At 33.5% G+C, this 13425-nt stretch carries 12 protein-coding genes and 1 riboswitch; of the genes, 2 read left to right on the top strand and 10 right to left on the bottom strand.

Features of this window, described 5'->3' with window-relative positions; genetic code table 11:
* Positions 1-122 precede the first annotated feature (122 nt).
* Positions 123-1214, bottom strand: a complete 1092-nt coding sequence (locus tag AC5LWL_RS04735) for a hypothetical protein (protein WP_493433247.1) — start codon at positions 1212-1214, stop codon at positions 123-125.
* A 459-nt stretch (positions 1215-1673) separates the two neighbouring features.
* On the bottom strand, positions 1674-2441 hold the full coding sequence (locus AC5LWL_RS04730; protein WP_493433246.1) for a WecB/TagA/CpsF family glycosyltransferase: 768 nt from the start codon (positions 2439-2441) through the stop codon (positions 1674-1676).
* Between the two features lie 222 nt (positions 2442-2663).
* A riboswitch (cyclic di-GMP riboswitch) is annotated at positions 2664-2756 on the top strand.
* Positions 2757-2779: 23 nt separating this feature from the next.
* On the opposite strand from AC5LWL_RS04730, the gene AC5LWL_RS04725 reads away from it, so the two are divergent.
* Positions 2780-2911, top strand: a complete 132-nt coding sequence (locus AC5LWL_RS04725; protein WP_493433245.1) for an anti-repressor SinI family protein — start codon at positions 2780-2782, stop codon at positions 2909-2911.
* A 136-nt stretch (positions 2912-3047) separates the two neighbouring features.
* Here AC5LWL_RS04725 and AC5LWL_RS04720 read toward each other — a convergent pair whose 3' ends face one another.
* The 4 genes from AC5LWL_RS04720 to AC5LWL_RS04705 all read right to left on the bottom strand — a co-directional run bounded on the left by AC5LWL_RS04720 (position 3048) and on the right by AC5LWL_RS04705 (position 8338).
* Positions 3048-4322 (bottom strand): efflux RND transporter periplasmic adaptor subunit, encoded by a 1275-nt coding sequence (locus AC5LWL_RS04720; RefSeq protein WP_493433244.1) that lies wholly within the window; start codon positions 4320-4322, stop codon positions 3048-3050.
* A 15-nt stretch (positions 4323-4337) separates the two neighbouring features.
* Positions 4338-5000: a hypothetical protein gene (locus tag AC5LWL_RS04715; RefSeq protein ID WP_493433243.1), complete on the bottom strand. Its 663-nt coding sequence runs from the start codon at positions 4998-5000 to the stop codon at positions 4338-4340.
* Positions 5001-6546: 1546 nt separating this feature from the next.
* Positions 6547-7467 (bottom strand): ABC transporter permease, encoded by a 921-nt coding sequence (locus AC5LWL_RS04710; RefSeq protein ID WP_493433242.1) that lies wholly within the window; start codon positions 7465-7467, stop codon positions 6547-6549.
* Positions 7460-8338 carry an ABC transporter permease subunit gene (locus AC5LWL_RS04705; RefSeq protein WP_493433241.1) on the bottom strand — a complete coding sequence of 293 codons (879 nt, stop codon included), beginning with the start codon at positions 8336-8338 and terminating at the stop codon, positions 7460-7462. The genes AC5LWL_RS04710 and AC5LWL_RS04705 overlap by 8 nt, the downstream gene beginning before the upstream one ends.
* A 226-nt stretch (positions 8339-8564) precedes the next feature.
* Here AC5LWL_RS04705 and AC5LWL_RS04700 point away from each other — a divergent pair, with 226 nt between their 5' ends.
* Positions 8565-9248, top strand: coding sequence for a hypothetical protein (locus AC5LWL_RS04700; protein WP_493433240.1), 684 nt, complete (start codon positions 8565-8567; stop codon positions 9246-9248).
* A 220-nt stretch (positions 9249-9468) separates the two neighbouring features.
* Here AC5LWL_RS04700 and AC5LWL_RS04695 read toward each other — a convergent pair whose 3' ends face one another.
* From AC5LWL_RS04695 to AC5LWL_RS04680, 4 genes are all read right to left on the bottom strand, one after another.
* A complete protein-coding gene (locus AC5LWL_RS04695) occupies positions 9469-9630 on the bottom strand; it encodes a hypothetical protein (protein WP_493433239.1) in 162 nt (53 codons plus the stop codon).
* A gap of 21 nt (positions 9631-9651) precedes the next feature.
* Positions 9652-9993, bottom strand: coding sequence for a single-stranded DNA-binding protein (ssb, locus tag AC5LWL_RS04690; RefSeq protein WP_493433238.1), 342 nt, complete (start codon positions 9991-9993; stop codon positions 9652-9654).
* Between the two features lie 504 nt (positions 9994-10497).
* Positions 10498-12237 carry a phospho-sugar mutase gene (locus tag AC5LWL_RS04685; RefSeq protein WP_493433237.1) on the bottom strand — a complete coding sequence of 580 codons (1740 nt, stop codon included), beginning with the start codon at positions 12235-12237 and terminating at the stop codon, positions 10498-10500.
* Between the two features lie 460 nt (positions 12238-12697).
* Positions 12698-13210 (bottom strand): cupin domain-containing protein, encoded by a 513-nt coding sequence (locus AC5LWL_RS04680; RefSeq protein WP_493433236.1) that lies wholly within the window; start codon positions 13208-13210, stop codon positions 12698-12700.
* Positions 13211-13425: the final 215 nt, after the last annotated feature.

Here is a 13425-nt window from a genome sequence, read left to right as displayed (position 1 = left end):
TATTTTTATTTCTATCGGATTTATACTAATTATCACAATCAAACATAACTACTATCAAATACCGAATGAAAAATTTACCATTTATATTTTAACATACTTTTAGATAATATGGATAAATTTACTTACTCCGTATCCGTTTTGCTTGGTTGCACAGGCTTCTTTATATCAGGAGATTTTATCCCATTATTCTCAGGTACTTTTAGCGCTTCGCTTTTTTGGTGTTTATAAAATTCTGAAACTGTTGAATTATTATCTACTAATTTCCCATTCACTTTTTCAATAGATTCTATTAATTCATCATAATCAACTAGTAATAATTGCGGACTTTTCCCGTTTGGCAACAAAAGATTGGTTATTTCTCCTGTAAAAATACTGGATAATGAGCTGTGTTTTTCAAGAAGCAGCTGTCTTATAGTCCCGGTTCCTGTTAATAAAAAACTTGTATCTGCCTCTATTGTCTTTATTTCTCCATACAAAGATAAAGTGCTGTTATTAACAATTGGAATATATTTGTTTATCACAGCCTGCTTCTCTACAATAACTGTCGCCTCTTTTGTTTGCTTCAACTCTTCCACTTCTGACTTAGCTCTTAATACAAGATTGGCTTCATTAGATACTTTATTCAGATGTGTATCTTTTAAAAAAACCTGCCCTTTACTTGCAATCAATGTTTGATCTTCCACCTGTACATTGTCCAAATAAAGAAAATGGTTATTTTGATCCGTACTTGTAAAATTTCCATTTATATTTATATCTCTAATCATTATGTAATCAGCATTCACTACTATATCTCCATTAAACTCCTTATTGTCACCGCTAAGAACAAGATAATTAGCTGCCTTCACAGTAGATGAAGCACCGCTTGATTGCAGTTGAATACGGTTTATATGATCGATTTTATTATTGTTTACTGTGAATTCGACTTCAGCCTGCTTTAAAACCATCTTATTTTCCGCTCTTAATATAGCTCGTAAAGTCACTGCATACTCATACTTTACACCTGAAATATTGATTTCTGTATCTGAAATATCCTCTATCTTTCCTTTATTATCTGTTACTGGATTTCCAACTGTTACCTCTTTTATATTATCTCTTTTATTATCAGTTTCCCTTTTTTCAACAATCAGCATATAGCTAGTTAGCATCACACTAAAAACAAACAGAAAAAGTATCGTCCGTTGCATACTAATCGATAATTTAGACCATTTCCCCAATTTAAATCCTCATTTCTCCCTTTTAAATCAAACCTTAGCATTTTATTATAGTGTAACCTCAAATAGCCCCGTCGCGCTACGGTGCTAATTTTGCTTGCATGAGTGTCTATCCTGACATGAGGGGTTGTCTCTCTCAATGTGTCCGCAGCCGGAATACACTTCGCTTTCCATGGGGCGGGCGCCGAGCCTCCTCGGAGTAAACTCCTGCGCGGTCTCGCTTGTCCCGCAAATCCCATAGTATTCCGGCTGCTCTTTGCTTCAAAATTAGCCAATTATGTACCATGATGCAAATTTTATTTGCATAGTTGTCTGTCCTGAAAAAAGAATTGTGTTCTCGATAAGTCTGCAGTCAGAATACATTAAAGTAGAAACCAAGAAGCAGCCACTTTTCAGGGTAGCTCATCCATAAAAAAAGAAGATGCCACATAATAGTAGTAACATCCCCCCTCAATACGATCATTAAGAACCAAACTTATTAGCCGCAGCCTTTTTCTTCGATTTTTGTTTTAGAATATAATAAAAAAAAGCAAAATGGCCAACTAGGTTTCTCTTCCATAATCTTTTTGGCTCCTTCACCATTCGATACAGCCACTCTAACCGCAGTTTTCGAAAGATTGCCGGGGCTCTATTTACATTTCCAGATGAAAAATCAATAAAAGCACCTACAGCCATAATAAGCGTACAATGTAATTTGGAGCGATTTTCAGCAATCCACTTTTCCTGCAGCGGCATTCCAAAACCTACTAATAAAATATCCGTTTTTTTATTCGTAATTTCCTCTATAATAGATTCAGAATCATCGTGATTATAATAGCCATGATGCTCTCCAACAAATTCTAATTGTTTATACTGCTGCTGCAAATTTTCAAGTGCAGCTTTTGCAATTCCTTGTTTTGCCCCTAGAAGAAAGATACGAAATGTTTGATTTTGACTATTTAAATGCTGAAACAGTGCAGGAATAAAATCCGTGCCATTTAAATTCTCTTTAAATTGAAAGCCGTAAAGCTTTGCACCAATTTCAATGCCAATTCCATCATTTAATAATAGATGACTATTATTAATTATATCTCGATACTTGCTATCTTCTTGAGCAAGATTATAACAATGATCATTTAAGAAATATAAATCAGTAGATTTTTTCTCCATTAAACAATTATCAATATAATGAATTACTTCTTCTGTATTTGTGATATTAACATGAATATTTCCAAGCCATCTTTTTTCCATTACAAATCGATTCTCCTATTAAGCAATTCTGTGTGGGTATATTATATAAAAAAAATGAAATGGATACAATCTTACTCCCAAAGCAAAACGTTGTATTTGCTGATTTTTGTCGAAATTAAAAGAATAGTAAATGTTTTCTCTTATAGTCTATAATGGTAAAATAATTTTAATTCCACTAATATTTCATCCCTAAATGCTTAATTATGTTTGTACTCAAATTATCCAAGATAAAGGCAAACCATCTGAAAAGATGGGACGCAAAGCTTCAGGTCTAAGGTAAATATATTACATTACTAGGATGGCTGGGCCACCTTATATATATAAGGAGGTTTATTACCGTGATAAATTTGTTTCCTACCGATCTACTCATTTCAAAAAATTTAGATCCTGATTGGATACAGCTAATAGTTGAGGCCAAACGATTAGGCTTAACACCGGAACAAATACGTTCTTTCCTTTTGCAAAAATAATTTTCACTAAATACATTTATGAAATCGCTTTACCTATTAAAACCGTCTTAATTTTTCACCACTTATTCATTCTATTTCTTTTTCCTTTTTTTTGGTCAAAAAAAGACAGTACCAAAATTGGTACTGTCTTTTTCAACTATAGAAAACCCTTTATGAAATAACGAAGCAACTCTTTTTTACGTCTGTTCTCCAACGTTATATTAGGAAATTCCTTTACCTTGATTGGTGTAATAAAAAAATGACTATTCATCTTTTTATTTATAGATGGAATGATTGCAATCTCTCCTTTTTTGGCTCCTTCGCTAATTTGCTGATAACCATCAACCGCCAACCCAGTTGTTACTTCATTTTCTTGTATGTTTCCATTTTCAATAATGTATATTTTATTTGTTCCCTTTTTATTTAAAATGCTTTTTTTCGGAATTGTGATAGCGTTTAGCACTTTTTCAGTAATAACCTGCACATCAACATGTGTTCCGCTAACAAATTCTTTTGGCTGCTCATTTAAAGTAAGTGTAAAAGGATACAGACTGTCTTTTTTTATCGATGCCTTATCCTTTGGGAGAGCTGAGACAAAATCTACCGTGCCTGAATATACTTTTTTATTTTTATCTTTTACTATTACTTCCATTCCTTTTTTTATCTTCGTTCTTTCTGACTCCGTTACTATTCCTTCTACCTTCTGTTCCTCTGATACGATTGTTATAATAGGATTGGCTAAATCCTCTTTTATGGATGCAACATAGCCTGAAATAGTACTTTTTTCCGTTGAATTACCCAGTGCTTCTTCATTTTGCTGAATCAGCAGCTGATTCTTTTCCATTACTGCATCTATTTTTGCCATTTCTTGTTCTTTGTCTAAAATTTGCTGTTGAATGGATGTCTTCATTACTTGGTCAGTGTTTGTGCCTGTATTTGTATTTGTATTTGTATTTGTGTCTGTATTTATGTTTGTATTTGTGTTTGTATTAAAGTTCGTGTTTATTTCACCAGTATTCGTCGATAGTGATAAATTTGTTTGCAAACGAGATAATTCATTTATTTGTGTTTGCAAACTGCTTTTTTCCTTTATTAGTTGATTTATTTCCAGTTGCAGCCCATCCGTCATTTGTTTGGCATTGTAATTGGTATATGCAAGCAATGGTGTATTCGCCTGTACCATTTCTCCTTTTTGCACTAAAAATCCACTAAAATTCCCTTTATTATCATCCAAATATACTGTCTGTTTTTCTAAGGCTGTGCTTATCCCTTTTTTGTTCATCTTTTGCAGCAAATCTCTTTCGGCTACTTTTGTCCATTTATGTGCATATATACTTCTGTCGAAAGAATGTTTCGATTTGATTAACACTCCAATATTACAAGCAATAAACAAAAGAATAACAATACATAGTGTGTATTTTTTCCATCCCATACATATCCCTCCCTTCTATAGTAATTCTTCTAATTTCCAATATTGAGTTAATACCGCTATCAGAAGAAAAAATACATAAAGAACTATTACAATTAAGAAGATGAATCGACGGCTTTTCCCCGAAAGAATGCTTAAATATTTATATTGGATATAGATCATCCATATTTTAAATAACGTAATCTCCGCACCAATATAATAGAAGATTTGTTTTGTTGTTAAAGCTTGTACAATAATTCCAAATGAAAAAATGGACGATAAGGATGTTAAGCCAAAAAACAGCTGTAAAGGAATCAGCAACAGCTTCTCTAAAAGCAAAACAAAAGCAGCTAAAAGCTGAATATGCAGCAGTTTTTGATAATCTATTTCAGTAAAAACATAAAAATATAAAGGCACTAAAAATAGGTTAATAGACAAAAATACCCATGCCCAGCTAACTTGTCCAATCGCAAATAATAATTTATTCAATTCAAAGTCATGAGCATTGTACTGTTCTAATTCTCTTGAAACAACCTCATTTCCAATACCTAAAAAGGAGCTTATTCCATACAGAATGGTTGTTAGGATAAAAAGAATAACAATATTTTTTGTTAATCCTATTATTTTTTCTTTTCGATCAAGTTCATATGAAGCAGTATTCATATCCTTTAATCCACTTATTACTTGGGCATAAAAATCCACCCTAAAACTCCTCCTTTTTATCCGTGCATGATTTAAATAATAGCTTCAATCATTAGTTTATTCAACTATTCAAAATAATGTTTCCATATAATTTATCCAAAATTAATACGCAAAAAATCCGTCAACTCTGCTTTCGAAAAAAATTAGAAAAACAGTTTCCATAACGCAAAACTTATTTAACAAGATGATGACTACCTTATTTTAACCTAAAACCATTTTATGTAAAGATATTCTAGCATTTCCGCTCCTACCTGTCGACAAACACCCCCTTTCTTCTCCATATATATGTGATCTGATGAAGTTCTTGTTGGGGAGTTTTATCGATTTTTGTACTAGTTTAAGTTAACCCTTCCTTCCTTTCGTTTATCATTTCCGATAAAACAAAAAAGAGGCTGAGACATATCTAAATAGATAATAGGTAAAGAAAAACATTCTCTAATTTAGCACGTAAATGGTTACTTCTCTATACTGGTTATTTATTTTTTTTATTAGAGTTAACTCAAACTTCGCACCTTCAAATTCGTTTGCAAGTCTTGATATTACTCAGTTTAAGAACAATAAAATGGGAGGCTTGTTTTTTACTGTGGGGGTTGCTTTCCACTACGGGTTGCTTCGCTTTCCGCGGGGTGGGACCTGAGCCTCCTCGGCGTTGCCTTGCGGGGTCTCAGCCTTCCCACATTTCCCGCAGGAGTCTTCGCACCCTCCGTTACAAGCAACCTGTTTTAGAATAAGTTCTTGTCTTCGAATTTTATGACAAGATATGATTGCAAACATATTAGCGTTGATTTTTTTATGTTGTTATTCAACGTTGTTCTACCAAAATGTGCCGCTTGAGTCTATTTCTATAACATAGATGTTTTTACCAATTCAACAACAACTAATGGATCAAACAGCTTGATTGAAGTGGAAGGTGCGAGACTCCTGTGGGATTAGCGGGTTAGATGAGACCTAAGCAGGCGCTTGCGCTGAGGAGGCTCATCGCACGCCCCACGGAAAGCGAGCATCCTGAAACGAGAATCTTGCCCCTATTTATAAGGAATAATGTTTGCAAAAAAACACCCATAATCCATCATCCTTTTCTAATTACTCTAAACCAAGTTATGCTAATACATGAAGAGGAATTTATAACTGCGAAGTTTGAGTTAAGTATAAAAACTATGTTGTTCCATTGCGCTACAAACACTCGTTTTCCGCGGGAAGTAGAGTGTCTTCCGCTTCATTCCACTTCGTTTTTAAAGGCTATTTTCTAATACCTAATTCTTTTACCAAGAAAAAAATGAAATAGATTGGAAAATGGAGCAGCCTGCATACACCTAGACTCCGATGGGATTAGCGAGGAAGCTGAGACCCTGCAGGCAAGAGGGCCGAAGCGGCTAAAGTCGAGCCTCACGGAAAGCGAAGTGTATGCAGGATGCGGGTGGTTACCATAAACCTTTTTTTCACATGAATAAAAAACCCAAACCATGATGCGAAATATTTTTTACATCTTCGTATCATGGTTCGGGTTTATCTTCGGCTGGAATACTTATGTCCCAGCTTCGTTTTGCTATAAGTACATATTTTTTCTCATTCTTTTTCTTTCATATTCCCTAAATCCTGCTGAAATAAGGTAAAACGAAACTAATAACAGCAAATAACCTATTAACGGAAAAAGGACAATCCATTGTGTATGATTAAAAAAGGATCGGGATTGGCCAATTAAACCAGACCATTCATGTGTAATGGAAAGATAGATTCTTGAATCAGGTTGAAATATAGTACCTCCAAAAAATAAACTAAATATGCCCAATTGTCCGATAAGATGAAGAACTTGAATCGTTTCATTTAAAAATAATATAGAAAGATTCCCTTTTAATTCTGGAAAAATATGCTTCTTCATTATATGCCATTTTCTTCCTCCTAATGTTTCTGAAGCCATTACATATAAACTTTTGTTTGTTTCACAAGTTTTAGCGTATACCACATCATATACTCCCGAAACACCTAATACTGTCATTAAAAAAGCTTGAATCCATACTAACGATATACTCGACATACTTGAGTTAATATTAATTGGCAGCATAATAAAATAAATAATTACAACTGGTGGTATGCTGTTTAAGATTGTTATTTTACTTTTTTTAGGAGAAATTCTTTTTCCTGTTAAAGCATGTGTAATTCCTAATACCGTTCCAATTATCAGCCTTAAAGCGGCGACGATAATGATGGTGAATATTGTATACTTCGCGCCGTATAACATATGGGTTAAAATATCGTATCCCCATTTATCTGTCCCAAATAAAAATTCTTTCGACGGAGGAAGTGGAGGTGCTACTAATTCCTCGCCCTTATCTGTTTGAATATAGCCCACCTTTAGTGAAAAATCTTCTGCATATGGTGCCAAATACGGTCCGAAAAAACTAATCAAAAGAAAAAACATTAACAGTACTAGTCCTAAAAACAGTTTATAATTTAGTTTTTTAAGCATGGGCGATAATCCTTTCTACAAAACGTATTGTCATTTTCAATAGAAAAAAAATCGAACCATACAAAAAAAATATTGCCAATAAACAAAAAATCACAAGATTGTATTGATAACCAAATGTTTTTGCCGTTTGAAAAAGCAAGGAAGTCATTCCCCGTAAATTAAATAAGTATTCTACTATAAACAAATTGCTGATCATAATAGAGACAATCTTATGTAGATCTGCTTTGAAAAACGGGGTTACATTTGTAGTGACATGATATGTATATATTTGTTTTTTGCTTAATCCCTTTGAAATGGCAGTAAGAATATAATCTTGTGTCAGAACATCCTTTGTTTTTTCATTTAACATTTTTATTATATACAGAAGCGGAATAACAATAAGAGATAACAAAGGTAAAAGCATCGCAGGCTCATCATTGCTAAAGGATGCCACTTTTGCTACTTTAATACCTGTTTGCTGATAAATAAACGTTATTAATAATTGCATTAATAAAATGAAAACAAAGTCTGGCAAAATTCCTAAAAAGCCAATTATTTTATTAAAAAAACGTTCACTATTTTTCCATAACCAGATGCCCAAAACAAAACCCAGCACCAGAATAATCAAACCGGCAACAAGCAAATAAAGAAAAGAAGCTAAAAAGTAACTTCCCATATCGGCAAATAAAAAATTTGTTCTGTCTCCTTGTATGTAATAATAGGAATCTCCCGTAAATAATCCTGTTACAAATTGTTCTATTAAACTATATATAGTATGTAAAGTGAATGTTATATTCTCTCCAGTTGGAGAAAACACAAGCGGAAATGCAGCCAACACAAAAATAAATAAAATACTAATAAATTGAGTAAATATACCTTTTATGTAAGTCATTCTTTTCTATATCCTTTCACAGTTTTCTTTCTGCTATTGCTGTATCTCTTCTTTATCCTCCCTTTCCTTTTCCATGCATCACTCCTATCCATTATCAAAAAAGCCAACCCTTATTATTCTTAACTGTGTGATTATTCTAAAATTTCTTTTCGGAAATTATTGTAATTATTCAACATAAGTATATAATTACACTTATATTGAATATTTTATTATTGGAGGATGGATTATGAGCGGCGAAACATTACCACATTGGATTTGGCTTATTTATTATCTTATTATAACAATAACACTAATTTTCTGTATTTTTAAGCTAATTCAAAAGAAAAATAGCAAATTTTCTATTATTACGATAATAGCCTCTCTCTTACTCCCAATCATCAGCTTTATTCATACCATTGCAAGAGAAGAAGGAACCGAATTAGATTATATGATTACGGCATTATCCAATCGAGAACTTTGGCCTTACAGCATTATTGCCTGTTCCTTCTGTTTATTATTATGGTGGATTGTCTTTTTTCAACAAAATAACAAACAAAAATTGATTTTTACGATTCCCACAAGCCTAGTTCTTCTTTCTTTATACTGTTATCCATACGTATATATGTCCATGTATAAGGATTTAACTAATGGTTCTATGGCTGGTTATGTTTGGATGCTTATTATTTTCTCGATTGCTGCTTTTGTAGGAAAACATACAAACAACCTTTTTTCAATAATCGTCGGCAATATCCTATCTATTCTTATTTCTTACTACTTTATTGTTAATTGGAATAAAGACATGAATAGTAGTGGTTATTTTAAACCTTTATCACCTGAACAGCTGCTACTTTTCACCAGTATATTGATGATTATTCCACAACTACTTTTCATACAGTTCAGCAAGAAAATAAACAAAGAAAGAAAAAAATGAAATGAGATTAACGTTATTGCAGAAGGATGTGTTGACTTCTGTGAAGCAATTGCTCTTTTTGCTAAATGACAAAAAACAGCGCAAATTATTCACGCTGTAAAAAAGGAAGGATATTAGGAGTTTTAATTGATTTTTTTTAGGAGGACTTTTGTTTAAAAAAGATTTTTTTAACAGGGAGGATAAGAAATAATTGGGTTTGTTTTCATTTTGATGATTAAAGTTATGTGGAAGACAAAGAAGGTAAATAGGGCCATATTTCTGATTGAATCATCTGCTCTAATTGCGTTATTCTTGTTTGATATTGTGCTATTTTTTCATTGTTTTTCCCTTGCATAATAATGAGTGCAGCAAGCAAATCATTTATATTGGGTACAGTGTTCATTGACATCCCCCTTTTATTGATTTATGGAATAGTCTGTTCGGCTCTTTTGGAATCTAAAAATTTCACATGTTCCGCAATCACTTCGGTTACATAGATTCTTTTTCCTTCTTGATTTTCATAATTCCTTGTTTGAATTCTACCAACAATGCCAATTAACGAACCCTTTCTGCAATAATGGACCGTATTCTCTGCGGATTTTTTCCAAAAGGTACATTGTACAAAATCTGTTTCGTATTCACCAGCTTGATTGCGAAAGTTGCGGCCAACAGCAACCGTTACATTTGTAACAGATACTCCATCTTGCGTTACCCTTAGTTCGGGATCACGGGTCAATCTACCAACCAATGTGACTTGATTAATCATGTTTTCCTCCTTTCTGATGGGGATGTTTTTATGATACTAAAAAAAATTTCTAAAGGAAAATAGCGAAAATTAAGTTTTCAAATAGCTAACACGCTGAATTCTCATTTTTCTCTAGGCCATTTTTGAATTTTCAAGCCATTTTTCGTCGATTTCGCCAAAATTAACACTTTTTTAATTTTTTTATAAAAAAATTTGATTTTCCAACGCAGCCTAATTAAACACGCTGCAAAAAACACTAGTAAGGAGGAGGAAAAGTATTCTGTTAGAATTATAGAGAAATAATGAAATTCATTCCTTATAAATAGGGGCTTGCTTTCCGTTTCAGGAGGCTCAAGCGTAGCAACCCGTAGTGGAAAGCAATCCCCACAATAAAAAACAAACCTCCCATTTTTATTGTTCTTAAACCGAGTAATATCAAGACTCGCAAACGAATGTAATGGTGCGAAGTTTGAGTGAATAAAAACAAAAAAGATCCCCTTTGCCTGCAGGGAATCTTTTTGTTTTTTATTTGTTATAACCATCAATTACCGTGTTAACTTGCTTCATTACATCTTCTTTAATTGCTGCTAATTTAGAAGAGCTCTCTTCTAATGAAGGACTAGTTACACTGAAATAGAATTTTGCTTTTGGTTCTGTGCCTGATGGGCGTAAGCAGAACCAAGATCCATCCTCTAAATGGTATTTAATAACATTTGATTTTGGAAGATTAATGATTGACTCTGTTAATCCAGCAAGTTTTTTGCTTGTTAAATAGTCTTCAACTGAAACTACTTTTAAGCCATTAACTGCTGTAATTGGTTCTTTGCGGAAAGTATCCATAATATAAGTTATCTGCTCTGCTCCATCTTTCCCTTTTAAAGTCAGAGATTCTAACCCTTCTTGATAAAAACCATATTTACCGAAAATTTCTATTAAACCTTCATATAAAGTTAATCCTTTTGATTTATAATAAGCTGCAACTTCTGCTGCAAATATAGCAGATTGAACAGCATCTTTATCACGTACAAAGTCACCGATTAAATAGCCATAGCTTTCTTCATACCCAAAAAGAAAAGTATGCTGACCAGTTTGTTCGAATTCCTTAATTTTCTCACCGATAAATTTAAAGCCAGTTAATGTGTCTATTGTTGGAATGCCATATGCTTTTGCAATCGTTCTGCCAATTTCAGACGTTACGATGGTTTTGATTACCGCACCGTTTTCAGGCAATATCCCTTTTTCTTGCTTCTCTAATAATAAGTATTCAAGCATTAATGCGCCAAGCTGGTTTCCTGTTAGAACAGTGTATTGACCATTCAAATCCTTTACTGCAACTCCAAGACGATCAGCATCAGGGTCTGTTCCAAGCAAGATATCTGCATCTATTTCTTTCCCATAACGAATCGCAATTTCAAATGCCGCATGCTCTTCAGGGTTCGGTGATTTTACAGTGGAAAAATTAGCATCTGGAAGCTCTTGCTCTTTAACAACGGTTACATTTTCAAAACCAAATGCTTTTAAACCATCGCGAACTGGCTTATTTGCTGTTCCATGTAATGGAGTAAACACAATTTTTAAATCCTTTACTTCTGGCAAATCGCCATTTAGTTGAATCGTTTTTACTTTTTCCACATATGCTGCATCTACTTCTGCACCAATATATGTTAATAAGCCCTTTTCAACCAGTTCTTTCTCTTCTAGCACTTCAATCGTTAATTCATTTTCTACTGCATTAACATACTTAATAATCGTATCTGCCGCTTCTGGAGGAAGTTGACCACCATCTTCTCCATATGCTTTAAAGCCATTATACTCTGGAGGATTATGACTTGCCGTAATAACTACTCCTGCAAATGTATTTAAATAGCGGACAGCAAAGGATAATAATGGGGTTGGACGTAATTCTTCAAATAAGTAGGATTTTACTCCAAGGTTTCCTACTACTTTTGCTACTTCTAAAGCAAATTCAGGAGATTGGTGACGAGAATCATAGGCAATTGCTACACCACGATTCATTGCGTCTTGACCTTGTTCTACTATGTACTTTCCAAGCCCTTCTGCCGCTTTGCGAATCGTATAAATATTCATACGGTTAATTCCAGGACCTAATTCACCACGCATACCGCCTGTTCCAAATTCTAGATGTTTATAAAAACTATCTTCCAATAATTTCTCAGACTGCTGTAATTCTATTAATTTAGCTTTTAAGTTGGGTTCTAAATCTGAAAAGTTAGTCCATTTTTCAACAATATTTTTATAAACCATATTCCCGGTTGCCCACCTTTTATATTTTTATTTTAACTAGTTTAACATTACCTAAATTTTGTATATAAGTAAAGCTTTTTTAGTGATTGCTTGCATCATATGGATATGTCTATGTGTTGATAAGCAACCGCTTTATTATGCAGTTCCTCTTGCGTAAAAGTAAAGCTTTAAGCGCTTTAAATTTTTTCTGCTGTGCTACCCTGAAAAAAGGATTGCACCCTCTATTAGTCCGCAGCCGGAATACACTTGTAGGCAAGCTTCGAACCTCCTCGTGCTACTTGTTGTGGGCTCTTATCTTTCCCGCAATTCCCATAGGAGTCTTCGTGTATTCTGGCTGCTCTCTGCTTATAAATTCAAGAATACTGCTTTTTTCATGTATTATCTAAATTTGCAATCCAATTTTCCTGAACAGCCAGCAGATTTAGGAATTCCTTATCCCCACTGATGTTAAGAACATGATTCACTCTCCAACTTTCCGCCACATTTTTGCTAGTGGTCCTCGTTCTTCGTAAATAGGATCTGCTTCTGGAAAGGCAGTATTTTGAATCTCTTTTTCTGCACCTTCTAAGTCTTCTTTTGTATTTTTTTTCACATTAAATGATTGTCCATTTGGATATGCTCCAACTACTTGGAAATCTGGTGATGCTGATAGCATTTTATGACCTGTTCCTGCCGGAAGCAATATGATATCTCCACTATTAATAATTACCTTTGTTCCAGTTTCTCCCCCTAACAAAAGAAGAGCAGATCCTTTTATCACACCCAGAACCTCATGTGAATTACTGTGATAATGATGATAATCAAAAATACCGTTAATCCATGTATTGCCCCACTTATTCGCCAAGAAAATTTTTTCTATTTTATCTTCGTTGTTTTTTAATACCTTTTTATAATGTAGAACAGGCAAGTATGGATTATTCGGTATAAATCCATTTTGTTCGAAATATAAAAGTGTTACATCTGGTTTTGTCATATAAACTCCCCACTTTCTTGTCTATTTCTCCTTACCCCCATTTTAATAAAATTATTCTTCGGCTATACACTACTATTTATGGTAAATGCTCCTCGGCACTCTTGATAGATAGAAAAGAAATAATAATATATCAGCATATCTTCTTATAGAAAAACAAAAAAACAATTACTTTCTATTAATTCTGACTATTTTTTATATCCTTCATTTGTCAACAA

Source organism: Niallia sp. WK069_GA_01, from assembly GCF_983173855.1.
Note: the sequence above shows the minus strand (reverse complement) of the source record. Positions and strands in the feature narration are given on the sequence as shown.

Bases quoted from the DNA above. Each gene is read 5' to 3' on its own strand.
- AC5LWL_RS04730 (WP_493433246.1), bottom strand. From the start codon at position 2,441: ATGGAAAAAAGATGGCTTGGAAATATTCATGTTAATATCACAAATACA.
- AC5LWL_RS04720 (WP_493433244.1), bottom strand. From the start codon at position 4,322: ATGGGATGGAAAAAATACACACTATGTATTGTTATTCTTTTGTTTATT.
- AC5LWL_RS04710 (WP_493433242.1), bottom strand. From the start codon at position 7,467: ATGCTTAAAAAACTAAATTATAAACTGTTTTTAGGACTAGTACTGTTA.
- AC5LWL_RS04705 (WP_493433241.1), bottom strand. From the start codon at position 8,338: ATGACTTACATAAAAGGTATATTTACTCAATTTATTAGTATTTTATTT.
- AC5LWL_RS04700 (WP_493433240.1), top strand. From the start codon at position 8,565: ATGAGCGGCGAAACATTACCACATTGGATTTGGCTTATTTATTATCTT.
- AC5LWL_RS04695 (WP_493433239.1), bottom strand. From the start codon at position 9,630: ATGAACACTGTACCCAATATAAATGATTTGCTTGCTGCACTCATTATT.
- ssb (WP_493433238.1), bottom strand. From the start codon at position 9,993: ATGATTAATCAAGTCACATTGGTTGGTAGATTGACCCGTGATCCCGAA.
- AC5LWL_RS04685 (WP_493433237.1), bottom strand. From the start codon at position 12,237: ATGGTTTATAAAAATATTGTTGAAAAATGGACTAACTTTTCAGATTTA.
- AC5LWL_RS04680 (WP_493433236.1), bottom strand. From the start codon at position 13,210: ATGACAAAACCAGATGTAACACTTTTATATTTCGAACAAAATGGATTT.